This window comes from Bradyrhizobium sp. ARR65 (assembly GCF_000472385.1).
Classification (GTDB): domain Bacteria; phylum Pseudomonadota; class Alphaproteobacteria; order Rhizobiales; family Xanthobacteraceae; genus Bradyrhizobium.
Window position 1 is genome coordinate 155,580 of record NZ_AWZU01000001.1, and the last position, 15,215, is coordinate 170,794.

General features: G+C 59.9%; 13 protein-coding genes and 2 pseudogenes. 7 read left to right on the top strand and 8 right to left on the bottom strand.

Going from position 1 to position 15,215, the window contains the following annotated elements; translation table 11 throughout:
• Nucleotides 1-37 precede the first annotated feature (37 nt).
• The gene (locus F758_RS0100815) at nucleotides 38-538 is read right to left on the bottom strand and encodes a Fur family transcriptional regulator (RefSeq protein ID WP_024506056.1); all 501 of its coding nucleotides are present in this window, start codon (nucleotides 536-538) and stop codon (nucleotides 38-40) included.
• A 380-nt stretch (nucleotides 539-918) separates the two neighbouring features.
• On the opposite strand from F758_RS0100815, the gene F758_RS49200 reads away from it, so the two are divergent.
• A complete protein-coding gene (locus tag F758_RS49200; protein WP_024506058.1) occupies nucleotides 919-1,260 on the top strand; it encodes a hypothetical protein in 342 nt (113 codons plus the stop codon).
• 100 nt (nucleotides 1,261-1,360) lie between these two features.
• Here F758_RS49200 and F758_RS47250 read toward each other — a convergent pair.
• The 3 genes and pseudogenes from F758_RS47250 to F758_RS0100840 form a co-directional block, all read right to left on the bottom strand.
• Nucleotides 1,361-1,651: pseudogene (locus F758_RS47250) on the bottom strand (alkaline phosphatase family protein); the annotation flags it as partial.
• Nucleotides 1,652-1,889: 238 nt separating this feature from the next.
• Nucleotides 1,890-3,110, bottom strand: coding sequence for a peptide antibiotic transporter SbmA (sbmA, locus tag F758_RS0100835; protein ID WP_024506060.1), 1,221 nt, complete (start codon nucleotides 3,108-3,110; stop codon nucleotides 1,890-1,892).
• Nucleotides 3,111-3,343: 233 nt separating this feature from the next.
• The gene (locus tag F758_RS0100840; RefSeq protein WP_063614873.1) at nucleotides 3,344-4,213 is read right to left on the bottom strand and encodes an alpha/beta fold hydrolase; all 870 of its coding nucleotides are present in this window, start codon (nucleotides 4,211-4,213) and stop codon (nucleotides 3,344-3,346) included.
• A gap of 322 nt (nucleotides 4,214-4,535) precedes the next feature.
• Between F758_RS0100840 and traD the strand changes: the two are divergent.
• Nucleotides 4,536-4,742, top strand: a pseudogene (gene traD / locus F758_RS51505) (conjugal transfer protein TraD); the annotation flags it as partial.
• A gap of 15 nt (nucleotides 4,743-4,757) precedes the next feature.
• Here the strand turns inward: traD and F758_RS0100850 are convergent.
• Nucleotides 4,758-6,521, bottom strand: coding sequence for a sensor histidine kinase (locus F758_RS0100850; protein WP_024506062.1), 1,764 nt, complete (start codon nucleotides 6,519-6,521; stop codon nucleotides 4,758-4,760).
• A 315-nt stretch (nucleotides 6,522-6,836) separates the two neighbouring features.
• On the bottom strand, nucleotides 6,837-7,358 hold the full coding sequence (locus tag F758_RS0100860) for a GNAT family N-acetyltransferase (protein WP_024506063.1): 522 nt from the start codon (nucleotides 7,356-7,358) through the stop codon (nucleotides 6,837-6,839).
• 178 nt (nucleotides 7,359-7,536) lie between these two features.
• Between F758_RS0100860 and F758_RS0100865 the strand changes: the two genes are divergently transcribed.
• The 5 genes from F758_RS0100865 to fabI all read left to right on the top strand — a co-directional run bounded on the left by F758_RS0100865 (nucleotide 7,537) and on the right by fabI (nucleotide 14,043).
• Nucleotides 7,537-8,694, top strand: a complete 1,158-nt coding sequence (locus F758_RS0100865) for an AI-2E family transporter (RefSeq protein WP_024506064.1) — start codon at nucleotides 7,537-7,539, stop codon at nucleotides 8,692-8,694.
• A gap of 129 nt (nucleotides 8,695-8,823) precedes the next feature.
• Nucleotides 8,824-11,040 carry a DUF3141 domain-containing protein gene (locus tag F758_RS0100870; RefSeq protein WP_024506065.1) on the top strand — a complete coding sequence of 739 codons (2,217 nt, stop codon included), beginning with the start codon at nucleotides 8,824-8,826 and terminating at the stop codon, nucleotides 11,038-11,040.
• 20 nt (nucleotides 11,041-11,060) lie between these two features.
• The gene (locus F758_RS0100875) at nucleotides 11,061-12,035 is read left to right on the top strand and encodes a phosphate acetyltransferase (RefSeq protein WP_024506066.1); all 975 of its coding nucleotides are present in this window, start codon (nucleotides 11,061-11,063) and stop codon (nucleotides 12,033-12,035) included.
• Between the two features lie 5 nt (nucleotides 12,036-12,040).
• Nucleotides 12,041-13,255, top strand: coding sequence for an acetate/propionate family kinase (locus tag F758_RS0100880; protein WP_024506067.1), 1,215 nt, complete (start codon nucleotides 12,041-12,043; stop codon nucleotides 13,253-13,255).
• Entirely contained in the window at nucleotides 13,252-14,043 is a 792-nt protein-coding gene (gene fabI, locus F758_RS0100885; protein ID WP_024506068.1) for an enoyl-ACP reductase FabI, read from the top strand. Before F758_RS0100880 ends, fabI begins: the two co-directional genes overlap by 4 nt.
• Before the next feature lie 33 nt (nucleotides 14,044-14,076).
• Here the strand turns inward: fabI and F758_RS0100890 are convergent, their stop codons facing one another.
• Together F758_RS0100890 and F758_RS0100895 are read right to left on the bottom strand one after the other, a co-directional pair.
• Nucleotides 14,077-14,535: a MaoC family dehydratase gene (locus F758_RS0100890; RefSeq protein ID WP_024506069.1), complete on the bottom strand. Its 459-nt coding sequence runs from the start codon at nucleotides 14,533-14,535 to the stop codon at nucleotides 14,077-14,079.
• 26 nt (nucleotides 14,536-14,561) lie between these two features.
• On the bottom strand, nucleotides 14,562-15,212 hold the full coding sequence (locus F758_RS0100895) for a 3-oxoacid CoA-transferase subunit B (protein ID WP_024506070.1): 651 nt from the start codon (nucleotides 15,210-15,212) through the stop codon (nucleotides 14,562-14,564).
• Between the last annotated feature and the right edge of the window lie 3 nt (nucleotides 15,213-15,215).

Genomic DNA, 15,215 nt, shown 5'->3' on the forward strand with positions numbered 1-15,215 from the left:
GATCCCATTCAAACGTCCGGTGATGCAGACGCGTTATTCACGGCCCGGATACGCCGGCGCATTTCGCGCACTCGCCCTCCACCTCAATGAGCGGGTGCCGGGGCCTGAAGCCGGCCGTTCTCGCAGCACCTCGCAAGCCGCGCGCAACCAGTTCAGAGGCTGTCTCCTGGACCGCGCCACACTGACTGCAAACCATAAAGACGACCGTCTCCCCTTCTTCATGGCGATGATCGCAGGCGAAAAACGCCGAGCGGGAGGCCAGTCGGTGCACGCAGCCTGCCTCCTGCAGGAAATCGAGGGCGCGGTAGACCTGAACGGCCTGCATCTTCCGCGAACCGCTGAGTCTTTCGGCGATCTCGTACGCGGCCATTGGTCTCCCTGACGTCGCGAGCAATGCCAGAACGCGTTCGCGCGTTGGGGTGAACGACGTCCCTTTCGACGCCGCGTACGAGCGGGCACGACTCTGCACCGCCTCAGTGTCGACGGTATCACGACGCGCATGCGTGCAGGCTGCACCAGACTGTGGATCGCGATGCATTCACAATCTCTCGCCTTGACGACGGGTGCCGTCATATTCTAGCAACTGAACGTTATAACATTACATCCGAGAGTGTCCATGACGAAGCTTCGGATCGGGGGAGACGTCCACCTTCCCGGCTCGGTCCCATCGGAACTCCCGAATCGCAAGGAAACAGTCCGCGAGTTTTCCGCGACGGGGAAAATCGTTTTCGGGGTCAACTTCAATACCAAGCGCCACGAACGAATCTACGACGCAGACAAGATATGGTCCGGGGAACATACTATCCTGGACTACGCCGAGATCTGAGAAATGTGCGTCGCACAAGCAGTCCGGCGCGCTGCAACCGATCTGTGGTCGGATCAACGTCGTCGTACCCACGAGCGACGGGATGATCGGGCTTGGCCGTCCATCGGAACGGCGTGAGCGGTTTCGCCGCTCGCCCTCCTGACGCAATCGTGGGAGCCAAGATCTCGGTTTCGAACGATCTCCACCCGACCGTGATCATCGCAGTGGCCGCCGTGCGGATGGTGCAGATGACCGTCTACGAGATAGTCGACATGATCGCCGTGTGGAACCGCTTCGTGGCCACAGCCAGGACCATGGACGTGAGCAGCATCGTGTCCGGAGCAGCGATGGGCGGGCGTGCAGCGATCCGGGTTCTTGTCGCTCACCTCAATGCGATGTTCGTCCACATGATCTGCGTGCGGATGGTGAAGATGACCATCGTGGAGATAATCTAGGTGGTTGCCATGCCGAATGGCGACGTGGCCGCAATGCGGTCCATTTACGTGGTCGTGGTTGGCGTGGTGCGGAAGATTGCAAGTGGTCATTCGATGTCCTTGCAGCGGTCAGATCGCCCATGGCCGAATGGCCGCTCGCGGCGAGTGCGGCATCGCGGGCAGCCAGTCCCGGCAGCACGGGCAGGCCGAACCTTCGGGTGATGAAACGCAAAGCGGACGTCGTGTCGTATTGAGTGTGATCGACATAACTCTTCTTGGCGAAGGGCGAGATGATCAACGCCGGCACGCGCGATCCAGGGCCCCAGCGATCGGCCTTTGGCGGAGCGACATGATCCCAGAACCCACCGTTTTCATCGAAGGTGACGAGCACAAGCATGTGCGGCCATTGTGGGAGAAGACCTCACGATAATCCCCTGGTGAAACCGGCCCACAACGAGATGTTGATCTGCACCTGCCAGAGCGATGCAGTGACGGTAAGAGTAAATTATCGCCGACATCGTCGCGCTCCTCGGTACCCTGACCGACGCAGATGTCAGCGGCTTTGGCCTTAGCGCGGGCATCGCGCGAGGACTCCAACGCCGTCAGGTCGCAAAGGTACCGAGTTCATTTCGAAATCGTGATCGCAGACGTCATATCAAGGAGACCGGCTCTTTCTCTGTTTCAATCGAAGGCAGCGGCTCGCCACGAATCTTGGCCTCGAACGACCGCAGCCGCTGATAGATCGAAATCAGCTCGACGATCGTGCTCCAGGCATTGACAAGATACTGAAACGAGGTTCGAACCTGTGTGAACGCATTCAGGATCTGGTTCATCGCGCCGAGCGTGATTCTGCCAGCAATGATCGTGGGCGCGAGCAGGACGTAGGGAAATATGGCGTCGGTCTGGAGATAAATGATCCGGCCGACGTTGAAATACATGAAGTTCAGATAGAGCCGAAAGTAGTTCCTCCGGATGGCTTCGAACAGGGCGCCTAGCTTCGGAGGGGCAGCGCGGGCTGGATCATCCTCGCCGAACACGAGTTCCTTGCGATAGGCGGCTTCGACCCGCTGATTGAAGAATTCGATCCCAGGCAGACGGATGCCGATCAGGGCGAGCATGCCGGTGCCAAATACCGACCAGATCACGGCGGCAAATACCAGCGGATAGGGGATGGACCCGATCAGCGGCAGTTCCGTAACATTACTCGACAGTCTCACCAGAACCGGCAGAAAAGCCAGCAGCGTCAGTACGGCACTGATGAGGTTCACACCGAGGCCTTCCGTGGTGCTCGCAAAGCGCATTGTGTCTTCCTGCACGCGCTGCGAGGCACCCTCGATGGTGCGGAGCCGCGGCCAATTCGCGACGTAGAAATCGTTCATAGCGGTCCGCCAGCGGAAAATGTAATGGCTGACGAAGAAGCGCGTCAGCACCCCGACCACGACCGCGACCAGAGCGATGCCGGCAAAGGTCGACAATTGGGTGTAGAATTGCTCGATTGTCACCGGAGCCGACTTCGACAGGGCGGCTTGGACGAGATCGTAGAACGGTCCGTACCAGCTGTTGATCGCAACGCTCACTTGCACCTGAAAATAGGAGGTGAACAAAATGAGTGCGGAGCCCAGAATCGACCAGGTTGCCCAGGGATGCGGTGCAAACACCATCCATGCGGCGGCGAAGATTGCCACGCACAGGGCAAAATAGAGATCGAACCAAAGAGCCGTTGCTGACCAGAAGGTCGCGAGGCCGACCGGCGTTCCCGACGCTTCGAAGAAGTTGGCGGCAAAGCCATACCAGGCGGCCATCGCCAGCGTCGTCCAGATGATCGCCGACAGAAAGAACAGCTTGGGCCGAGGAAAAAACGAAACGAACATGTCTCTCACAAGGGTTGGAGAATTGCCGGCCTGTTTTAAAGGAGACGGCGCTGGTGGCGAAGTGCCTGGAAAATTAAATAGACGACATGCGGCGGATCATGGCCAGCCAATCGAAGCCAAGTTATTTGCGAGCGCGCATGCATGGGCGCAGAACAGGCCTCGTGCCATGACTCGGCGGCCATTCGGATTCGAAGTGCCGGCAGCACGCCGGCCCAGCCGTATAAAAACCCACATTACGGCCGCGCTAGAAACCTTGCGATGACTTCCGCCACTCCGACGGCAAACTCCTCATGCAGAGCAAGCTTGCCTTGCGGCATGCAGATGGTTTGCATGCCCTCGACGTGTGCCAGCGCTTGCATCTCGGCCCGCGATCGCGGTGGCGTTTGATCACCATAAACCGTCAACATCGGGATTTTGGACTGCCGCGCCAATGCCAAGAATTGCTGGCGTGTCTCGACCGGATCGAGCGCCCCGGTCACGAAGCGGATGGACGCATATCGAGCGCCGCGCGCCCCGGTGACTGTCAGTTTTTCGCGCAGACGCTCGCCGCTCAGCCATGCCGGGTCGGTGTAGACATGTCCAGCAGCCATGAAGCGAACGACGATGCGATTGACGTTCAATTTGTAGAGCGCAGGTCCGAGAACCGGCAGATCGACCGCCTTGCGAAGTCGATCGAAGAACGGCCGACGACCCCTCATCATGGTCGGCAACGGCCCGCGCCAGGTCGGCGCCAACAGAACGAGGCGCCCCAACGAAGTTGGGCGAGCGCGTGCGTGAGCGAGTGCGTAGGTTGCCGCGTGACCCGCGGCAATAATCGCATGCGGCGAAGGGGCGATGGCCTCGAGAACGTAGTCCAGGAATGCCGTATACGCCTCAGGTGTCCAATCTATTGCAGGGCGCGGCCGGTCTCCGAAGCCCGGCCAATCGAGAGATATCGTGCGATAGTGCGAACTTAGCTGCGTCTGCAGCGGCCACATTTCGCGCCGGGTCGAGATCGAGCTCAATGCAGGCAGCAGAAGCACCGTCGGCCCCTGACCGCTCGTGTCCACGCCGAGTTCAACGGCCTTGTTCTGCCAGGTCCAGCTGAACTGTGCAGATTGCATGTGCGTCTCGCTTTTCAGCGCGGTCGTCGCAGCCTGTCGGAAGTGCGGCGTGCCCATAACAGAGTAACGAATACGCCTGTCCTGTCGCACGAAGCGCTCCGCTGGGTCGACGAATGTAACGTTATAACATCAAAATACCGCTGTGAAGCGACGACGTGGGATGCGTGGGGCGGTCGGGGGGTGGTTGTGCGTTATGTGTTGGTCTCTCTATCGATCCTCTCGCTTTCGGTCGTCCTGCCTCCCGTCCTCGCTGAAGCGCAAGCTCAGACGCCCTCGTCGTCTCCCGGCCAGACAGCGATCTCGCTGCCGCCTGTTACCGTCGATGCGCCGCGACGGCGACGAACGGCGAGATCGGCGGCAACATCCAATTCGCAAAGGGGCCCCGTCTCTGACGGGCGATGATCGCGCCACCATCTTCGGCGCGCTACTCCGGATGGCCGACAAGCTCTAAAGGGATCAGGGCGAACGGGCGCGGGCGCTCTGGGCCGCAAAGGGGAAGCAGGCGTTAGAGGCGGATCCGGCAACACACAGCTCGACAGACCTGTTACTCACCGTTACCCAGGACCAGCGGCAGCCTGATCCGAAATACCGCGCCCCCTATTGTCTGGCTTTCCGCAAAAACTTGCCCCTGGTGCGCTTCGATGATGGTTCGCGCAATGGATAGCCCCATTCCCATGCCCTGCGGCTTCGTTGTGAAGAATGGTTCAAAGACGTCTTTCGCCTTTTCCGGTGGAATGCCAGGACCGGCATCCGCTACCGAGATCTCGCCGAGATCGTCGGCGCGCTGGGTCGAGATCGTTATCCTGCGCTTTCCTGTCGGCAAATCCAACATGCCATCCATGGCATTCGTGACAAGATTGACGATGACTTGCTGGAGCTGGGTTTTGTCACCTTTGATCGGTAGCGCGATGGGAGCGATCAAGCTGGTTAGAGTTACTCCGCGCGCGGCAGTCAATGCGGAGAGAAATTCCGTGGCTTCGCGTACGACATCGTTAAGATCGATACTCTTGAGTTCGAAGGGGGTCTTCTTCAAGAGACTTCGTAACCGGCGAATGACTTCGCTCGCCCGCTCATTGTCTCGTCGAATGTCGGCGACAATCTCTCTTGCTTCGTCTATGTCAGGAACCGAAGAGCGAAGCACCAACTCAAGAGTTTCCGTGTTCGTGAGCATAGCTGCAAGCGGCTGGTTGATTTCGTGTGCAATCGATGCCGTCAGCTCTCCCGCCATCGAAAATCGGTTCGCGCGCGCCAGATCCGCTGTGCGCTTGCGGGCTTGCGATTCGGCGTATTGACGTCGGCGCTGAACGTAGAGAAGCCGGCCGATCAGGGCTGATTGTACAAGTATGATGAGCGAGGCTAATGCAATTTGCCAGCCATATTTTTCCCAGATGGTGGGCTCACGAAAATAGATCTGGCTGCCTGGCGGAAGGAGCGCCTCGCTGATGCCCCAGCGCTGCAGTTGCCGCCAGTCATATTTGGGTGCTCCGTACTGCAGAACTGGCGTCGTGATGTCGCCTGGTGTCTCTCCTGCCAGAATACGCAGTGCAACATTCGCAGTCGCGCGCGCTCCGTCAGCAGCCGAAGTCATGGGGCCGCCGACAATCTCCCCCCGCAAGAACGAATCATCATAAGAGAAAATCGGGGCATCGGCGACCGCGTAGAGTTCTTTCAGTGCCCGCTCGCCTTCGTGCACCGCGCCTACCGCGTCGACCTGCGGCTGATTCCACCAAATCGCGCTATGCGGCGGAAGCGACGCCGCTCGCTTTAGGACGTCTTCAAAAGAAAGATTATTCAGAAAAACAAATTGTACGCGATCTCTCAGCGGTTCAAGCTTACGATTCATCTCAGCGATCCAAAATCGCTCGTTGGGCGAATCGCCGATCACCACCGCTATCGTTTTTGTCTCCGGCAACAGCCGCAGGATGTTTCCGAACAGCACCGGAACGTCCTGCCGCACCGCCACTACTGTGTCGTTCCTAGTTAGAGCCGATTCCTGCACGCGCCGTTGATCAATGGCCGACAACACCACAGGTGCGTTCGGAAACAACTGAGCCCGGTGTCGCTGGACAAAAGCTCCCGCCGGTGCACCGAATGCCACAATCAGATCGGGCGCCTGATGAGAAAACAAGGCGCGCAGATAGTTGGAGAACTCGACTTCGGCGCCTTCATCCTCGGAGCGTGCCGTGATCACGGAAAAATCTTGAACATCCAGGGCCCATTTTGACCTGCTCTCAAGCTCTTGTCGCAACGCCTTGGCATATTCGCCCCAAGGCTTGAAGTTTTGTCCGTATGAATGAAGGACGATCACTCGCTTGGGCTCAGAGGCTCGCGAGATGCTCGATAGGAGCAGGGCGGCGCAGCCCAAGATGAGCAGACAGCTGACCCTCAAGAGGCGGGTGGCCCTGCTATCCACGACGTGTGTCCTTATTCACGAGTGAACGTAGTGCGGTGAGTAAAAGCGTTAACGGGGAAGTAGTCAACGCGTCCACGCTTGCGACCGCAACCAGGTCCGTGCAAATCGACGGGCAGCCCTTCTGATGATCTCAGTCCGCTCGCGCCAGTGCTGGCGAGGGACCCTTGATGTGGATTAATCGGAAGCGGCGATAGCGAGCAACGGCACCGCTCAAGTCAGCCGAAAGACGAGATGTCTGACTTGGGCATCGGCTGAGGGGACCGTCCGGAAGCCAAAGCCGCTGAACAGCTTAAGCATCGGCATGTTCTCAGGCAGAACCTCCGCGGTCAGCTCGTGCAGCCGCCGTTCGCGAGCAATCGCAATCAGATGGCGCAAAAGCGCCGCTCCAATTCCTTTTCGCTGATGCTCATCGATTACGACGAAGGCCAATTCGGCCTGGCCTGGCTTCACAACGATGTAGCGTCCTCCACCGGCGATCACGGGCCGGCCGTCTTCCTCAAGCTGCGCAACCAGTGCGACGTGGTTCTCAAAATCGATGTTCATGAAAAAAGCGACTTCGTTGTCGGAAAATCCCCGTTTCGGAACAAAGAAGCGCCGCTGGAGCGATTGCGCGCTGGTGCGGCCGATTGCAGCGAGCATATCGTCCCGATCGTCCGGCCGCAGGGCGCGGATTTCGATGGCGCTGCCGTTGCGAAGGCGCTCGGTGACTGAATATCGATCGGCTTCGGCCATTGTAGTCTCGCCGGTGAACTGCCTAGAAGCGCCGTTTCATGAGCAAGAGGCAGGTGCGGTGGCTTGATCTGGATCAAGCCTGGTCCGGCAAAAGCATCCGTAGGAGTCACGTCAGCATAGCCGGCGACAACCTGGGCAGGAGCGCTGTCGCGTCGGCGAGGCACTGGATGTCGTTGAGATGCCGCTGCGGGTATTGCGCCAGAGCCGATGGGGCGAGGAGGTGATTCAACTCGCCATTCGCCTCGGCTTGCTCGCTGGCCTGATCGTCTGGTGCTTTGTCCTGGTTCGTCCCTTCATCCCCATCCTCGCGTGGGGCATGGTGCTCACAGTTGCGCTCTACCCGCTATTTGGCTGGTTATCCGACCATTTTGGGGACCGGCCGAAGCTGGCCGCCAGCTTCATCACCGTTGTCGCCGTCGCAATCGTGATCGGGCCAGCCGCATGGCTTGGGTTGGGTCTGGTTGACGGGTTGCGAACGATTTTCGAGCGTCTCGGCTCGGACACGCTTGGCTTACCCTCGCCGCCTGCTTCCCTCAAGGACTGGCCTCTGATCGGGGGCCCGCTGTACGATTTTTGGCATCAGGCATCCACCAATCTCGAAGCAGCCTTTGCACAACTCGCGCCCCATCTAAAGCCGCTGGTGGGCCCTGTGCTGGCGGCGGCAGGCAGCGCCGGTTTGGGCACACTGAAGTTCCTGGCCTCGGTGATTCTGGCGGGCTTTTTGTTTCCGGCTGGACCGAAGCTGGTCCAAGCGGGCAGGAACGTCATGGCGCGCCTGTTGCCTGAGCGTGGCGAACACTTCGTTGCGCTGGCCGGCGCCACGATACGTACGGTGTCGCAGGGAGTCATCGGTATCGCGCTTCTGCAATCATTTCTGTTCGGAATCGGGCTGAAATTCGCGGGAATCTCGAGCGCCGGCTTGTTGGCGTTCGCGGTCCTGATTCTCGGTATCCTGCAAATCGGCTCGGCGATCGTTCTTATTCCCTGTCTCATCTGGATCTGGACCACGAAGGACTTCAGTACGTCTATGTTCTTGACCGTCTACCTGGTTCTGGTCGGCCTCGCCGACAATGTGCTCAAGCCGCTGCTGATGGGACGCGGTCTCACCACACCGATGATTGTCATCTTCATTGGTCTTTTGGGTGGAACGTTGGCCCATGGGATCGTCGGTCTTTTCGTCGGGCCCATCGTTCTGGCCGTGGCCTGGGAATTGACCATGGCCTGGATCCGCGACGAGCGGACGAGCGGAGTCCCGACCGTCCCATCTTGCGCCGCTGCCGAAGTCACAGGTTCCGCGCCGGACGCAATGTCGCAGTTACCTTCCAACTCCGAATAGCACGATACCGCCCACCACCAGAACCAGCGCAAACGCCGGTCAAGCCCGCCTTGACTTATGTCAAAGGTCTGCTCCCGCGCCGCGCAATCCTGATCACCAGCCTCACAGCGAACCCGAGAGATTTCAAGCATGTCCACTGACAAGCCGATGATCTCGAGCGATGCGGCAGCCGGCCTGTTTGCGTCTGTCCAGGAATATCTAGTCGATGCGGGACAGCGCAGCGTTCTCTTTCTGGACGTGATGCGCCAACGCGGAATCCAATATCGCGAGCATCTCGCCGAAACCGCGCCGCACGTCCTCAACTATGGCGTCGAGCTGATCGTCGACGGCCGCAACCTCGAGCGGCCCGTCAACTATGGCCTCGTCCGAATCATCCCGCCGAAAGGCGTCGAGATCGATCTCAAGCGGCGTCCCTTCGTGGTCGTTGATCCCAGGGCCGGCCATGGCCCGGGCATTGGCGGGTTTAAGGCGGACAGCGAGATCGGCGTTGCGATGAGAGCCGGCCACCCCTGCTATTTCGTGGGCTTCCTGCCCGAGCCCATGCCGGGCCAAACCATCGAGGACATCGCCCGGGCGGAAGCCGTGTTTCTCGAGAAAGTGATCGCCCTGCATCCAGAGGCCGACGGCAAGCCTTGCGTGATCGGGAACTGCCAGGCTGGTTGGGCTGTGATGATCCTCGCGTCGCTCCGGCCGGAGTTGTTCGGGCCGATCATCATCGCCGGCGCGCCGCTGTCCTACTGGGCAGGTGTTCGCGGCAAGAATCCGATGCGCTACAGCGGAGGGCTGCTGGGCGGAAGCTGGCTGACCGCACTCACCAGCGATCTTGGCGCTGGCAAGTTCGACGGTGCCTGGCTGGTGCAGAACTTCGAGAACATGAATCCATCGAACACGCTGTGGACCAAGCAATACAATGTGTATTCGAAGGTCGATACCGAGGCGAGCCGTTATCTCGAATTCGAGCGATGGTGGGGAGGGCACGTCAACCTCAACGCCGAGGAAATCCAGTTCATTGTCGACGAGCTATTCATCGGCAACAATCTCGCGGCTGGCCGCATCAAGTTCTCCGACGGCGCAGTCATCGATCTCCGCAAGATCCGCTCTCCGATCGTCGTGTTCTGCTCGAAAGGCGACAACATCACCCCTCCGCAGCAGGCGCTCGGGTGGATTCTCGACCTCTACCGCGATGTCGACGAGATCAGGTCGTATGGGCAAACCATCGTGTACACCGTTCATGAGACCGTCGGTCATCTCGGAATTTTCGTGTCCGGCGGTGTCGCCAAAAAGGAGCACAGCGAGTTTTCCAGCAATATCGACCTGATCGATGTGCTCCCGCCTGGTCTTTACGAAGCGACGTTTGAGGCGAAATCTGCCGATGCCCTCAACCCGGATCTGGCAACCGGAAAATGGATCATGCGCTGCGAGCAGCGCAAGCTCGACGATATCCGCGCAATGGGCGGCAACAGCCCCGAAGACGAACGGCGCTTTGCGACCGCCGCGCGCGTATCCGAAATCAACCTCTCCAACTACAGACATTTCATTCAGCCGTGGGTCAAGGCTATGGCGACGCCGCAATTGGCGGAGTGGATCCGCAAGCTGCATCCACTGCGGCTGCAATATGAGGCCTTGGCAGGCGACAATCCCGTAACCAAGGCCATCAGCGGAGCAGCCGAAAAGGTGCGCGAACACCGCAAGCCGGCTGCGTCGGATAATCCCTTCCTTTCCATCCAAGAAGCGGTCTCGAAAAATATTGTCACCGCTCTCGATAGTTGGCGGGATACTCAGGAAGCGCTCAGCGAAACGCTCTTTCTGGCGATTTACGGCTCGCCGGTCCTTCAGGCCATTGTCGGAATCGATCCGGAATCGGTGCCGTCGCCCAAGCCGGCGATGTCGACTGAGTATCGGAAGCGACTAGACGCACGTATCGCGGAGCTCAAATCCCGCATCGAAGCGGGCGGCTTGAGGGAGTGCGTCATCCGCGGACTGCTCTATGTCGGGATGGCCCGCGGCATGGTCGACGAGCGAAGCCTGGAGGCTCTGCGCCGCGCGCGCAGGAACGACTCTGGCTCGCGGCTCACGCTCGCTCAGTTCAAGACCATGGTACGCGAGCAGTTTTTCATGCTGTTGCTTGACCCGGAGGCAAGCCTCGCGGCCATTCCAAAACTGCTGCCGCAAAAAGCGGAAGCTCGCCGAGAGGGTTTCGCTTTGATCCGTGAGGTTCTGGCGGCGAGTGCGGAAATATCCGGCGAATCGGCCGAGCGGTTGAAACGCGTGGCCGGTCTCTTCGGGGCGGGTCAGGAGGAATCGCCGCGAGTCGACGAGACCTCGCCCCAGGCGAAAGCATCGTGATCCAAGCATTGGAGCCGAAGATGAGCGCACAACAACCGACTGAAGTTACGGAAGCGCGGCCTCATGCGAAATACGAGCGGCTGATCGCGATAGCAAAGAAGATTCCTGCGGCCACAACGATCGTGGTGCATCCCTGCGACGAAAGTTCGCTGCGCGGCGTCAGCGAAGCCACAGAAGCGGGTCTCATCACTCCGATTCTCGTCGGCCCCGTTTCGAAAATCACAGGCGCCGCAGCCAAGCACGGCCTCGATATCAGCCATTTCGATATTGTCGATGCACCCCACAGCGAGGCCGCGGCGGCGAAAGCGGTCGAGCTCATTCATGCGGGACGGGGCGAAATGCTGATGAAGGGCAGCCTGCATACCGACGAACTGATGCGCAGCGTCACCGCAAAAGACAGAGGATTGCGCACCGACCGGCGCATCAGCCACGTGTTCGTGATGGATGTACCGGCTTATACCGAGACTGTCTTCGTCACCGACGCCGCGATCAATATCTTCCCCGATCTCGACTGCAAGCGCGACATCGTGCAGAACGCGATCGATCTGTTCACCCAGGCTGGCTTTGGCACGCTGCCGCGCGTGGCCATTCTGTCGGCGGTTGAGACTGTCACCTCAAAAATCCCTTCCACGATCGAGGCGGCAGCGCTCTGCAAAATGTCCGATCGCGGCCAGATCACCGGAGGCCTGCTGGACGGCCCGCTCGCGTTCGACAATGCGGTCGACATGGAGGCCGCCAGAATAAAGGGAATAAAGTCGGAGGTCGCAGGACGCGCCCAGATCCTCGTCGTGCCCGATCTCGAAGCCGGTAACATGCTGGCCAAAAATCTTGCCTATTTCGCAAAGGCCGACGGGGCCGGGATCGTGCTTGGCGCCCGCGTACCCATCGTGCTGACATCCCGGGCGGACCCGCTAAGGGCGCGCATGGCGTCTTGCGCCGTGGCTACCCTCTATGCCGACGCGCGTCGCCGCCGCGCCGTCAACGCTGCAGTGTGATCGCCATGGATACCATCCTTGTCGTCAATGCGGGTTCATCGAGCGTCAAGTTCCAGGTGTTCGGCCTGGATGGCGAGGGCAGGCTGAACCGCCAGCTCAAGGGGCAGATGGATGGTATTGGCAGCCGGCCGCGGCTCCGCGCGAGCGGGGCCAGCGGGGACACACTGGCCGACCGCGCCTATCCGATAGAAGCCGTTCCGGATGTTGCCGTCGCAATGACGGTCGCTGGAACTTGGCTGCGCGAAGAGCTGCGGGTCACACCGCTGGCCGTGGGCCACCGGGTCGTTCATGGTGGTCCGAACTATGACGGGCCTGTTCTGGTTGACCACGGCGTTGTCGCCCGCCTGGAACGTTTGGAGCCGTTGGCTCCGCTTCATCAGCCCCACAATCTCGCGCCGATAAAATCCATCCTCGCCAACTTTCCTGCGCTTCCGCAGGTCGCCTGCTTTGATACGGCTTTCCATCGCGATCATGATGCCGTCGCAGATTATTACGCGCTGCCTTACCGGCTCCACGAGGAAGGCATACGCCGTTACGGCTTCCACGGTCTTTCCTATGAATACATTGCGAAAACGCTGCCAAAGATTGCGCCCGAGATCGCAAGCGGCCGCGTCATCGTAGCCCATCTTGGCAGCGGCGCCTCGATGTGCGCCCTCCACGGCGGCCGGAGTGTTGAGAGCACGTTGGGTTTCACCGCGCTCGATGGCCTACCGATGGGAACGCGACCGGGCCAGCTCGATCCAGGCGTTGTCCTTTATCTGATTTCCGCAAAGGGAATGACGCCCGACGACGTGCAGGATTTTCTCTATCGCGATTGCGGCTTGAAGGGCTTGTCCGGTGTCAGCAATGATATGCGGGAGCTTCAGACAAGTGGCGATCCTCGCGCGACATTCGCGATCGATTATTTCGCTTACAGGATAGGGCTCTATGCCGGCATGCTCGCCGCCGCATTGCAGGGCCTCGATGCCTTCGTCTTTACCGCGGGCATTGGCGAAAACTCCGCTTCTATCCGCGGGCGCGTGGCTGAGAAGCTCCAATGGCTAGGAGTTGCTCTCGACCCGCTCGAAAACGCGAAGCACGCGGTCAAGATATCCAAGCCCGACAGCCGCATACCTGTTTATGTCGTTCCCACCGACGAAGAGCGCATGATCGCGGAACACACCTTGTCGCTGCTTTGGAAAATGCATCCAGTTAATTCAACGCGCGCGAGGGCATCATGACCATTCCAGTATTTCCTGAGACGAAGGTCGCTCTTAAGGGACGAAAAGGTCTGATCGTGGGGATCGCGAACGATCAATCGATTGCCTGGGGTTGTGCCAAGGCATTTCGGGCCCTGGGCGCCGATTTGGCCGTCACCTACCTGAACGATCGGGCGAAAAGGTTTGTCGAACCGCTCGCCAGGGAGTTGGAAGCGCCGATTTTCATGCCGCTGGATGTGAATGTCGAAGGGCAGACGGAGCAGGTGTTCGAGCGGATCGCAAAGGAATGGGGGCAGCTCGATTTCCTGCTGCATTCGATCGCCTTCTCGCCGAAGGAAGCGCTGCACGGACGGGTCATCGACGTCCAGCGGGACGGCTTTCTCAAGACAATGGAAGTATCCTGCTGGTCATTCATGCGGATGGCGCATCTGGCGGAGCCGCTGATGAGGAACGGCGGCACGATGTTCACCATGACTTATTACGGCAGCCAGATGGTCGTAGAGAATTACAACGTGATGGGCGTGGCAAAAGCGGCGCTTGAGGCCGCGGTACGCTATATCGCGGCGGAAGTGGGCCCGAAGGGAATACGGGTGCACGCTATCTCTCCGGGACCGCTGGCGACGCGGGCGGCCTCGGGCATCCCGGAATTCGATGAATTGCTGGACAAGGCCCAGAGCAAAGCGCCGACTCGGAGCCTCGTCTCGATCGATGACGTCGGCGCGGCGACGGCGTTTCTGGCGCTTGATGGCGCCAAGCTCATCACGGGCGACGTCATCTATATCGATGGCGGATATCACATCATCGATTGAGGCAGTCCGCGCTTTCGCCGGGACAATGAGGCTTCAGCGATAGTGGAGGGCGATGAGTTCGGCAACGCAGGCCGGCCGCTGGGCGCCCTCGATCTCGATGACCATGTGATAGTTCACGCGCAACCCGTCGGGCGGCACGTCCTCCACTTCGGCGATGGTGGTACGCCCTCTTATCCGCGATCCCGCCGGAACGGGAGAGAGATAGCGGATGCGATCGGCGCCATAGTTCAGCGTGTTTCGTAGCCCTCTGAGGCTCATGACCGATCGGATGAACCTCGGCGCGAGGCTGAGCGAGAGCAGACCGTGCGCAATGGTTCTGCCGCCGGGAAGCTCCTCTTTCGCTCTCTCCTGATCAACATGGATCCATTGTTCGTCGCAGGTCGCCTCGGCAAACTGATTGATGCGATCCTGGGTGATTTCAACCCACTCGCTCGCGCCGACTTCCTGACCCACCGCCGATTTGATTTCGTCGAAGCCGTCAAAGATGCGCATGGCGACACCTTCATTTTCTGCCAAGCCTAGATTTGCATCTCCGGGACCTTGTCCGGGATGGACAAGTCGGCCTCCGTCACCGCCATGACCTCGGCCACGCTCACACCCGGCGCAGTCTCGAGCAGCGTGATCTCTCCGCCCGGGAAGCCGATCACCGCGAGATCAGTTACCACCAGATCGACGGGTCGCGATGACGTGAGCGGAAGAGCGCATTTTTGCACGATTTTGGATTTTCCCTTGGCTGCGTGCTGCATGGCGACGATCACGCGCTTGGCGCCGGTGACGAGGTCCATCGCGCCACCCATGCCCGGCACCATCTTGCCCGGGATCATCCAGTTTGCGAGATGCCCCTCGGCGTCGACCTGCAATCCGCCGAGCACGGTGACGTTGACATGCCCGCCGCGGATCAATCCAAAGGACATCGCACTGTCAAACGTGCAGGCGCCAGGCAATGCGCTGATCGGGCGCCCGCCCGCGTCCGTCAGCAATGGATGCGCCATGCCTTGCTCCGGAATCGGACCCGTGCCGATCAGCCCGTTTTCCGATTGAAAGAAGACCTTGAGCTCCGGCGGAACGTAGTTCGCGACCAGGGTCGGAATGCCAATCCCGAGATTGACCAGATCTCCCGATCGAAGTTCGAGCGCAACGCGGCGTGCAATGAGCGTTTGTGCGTCCATGGT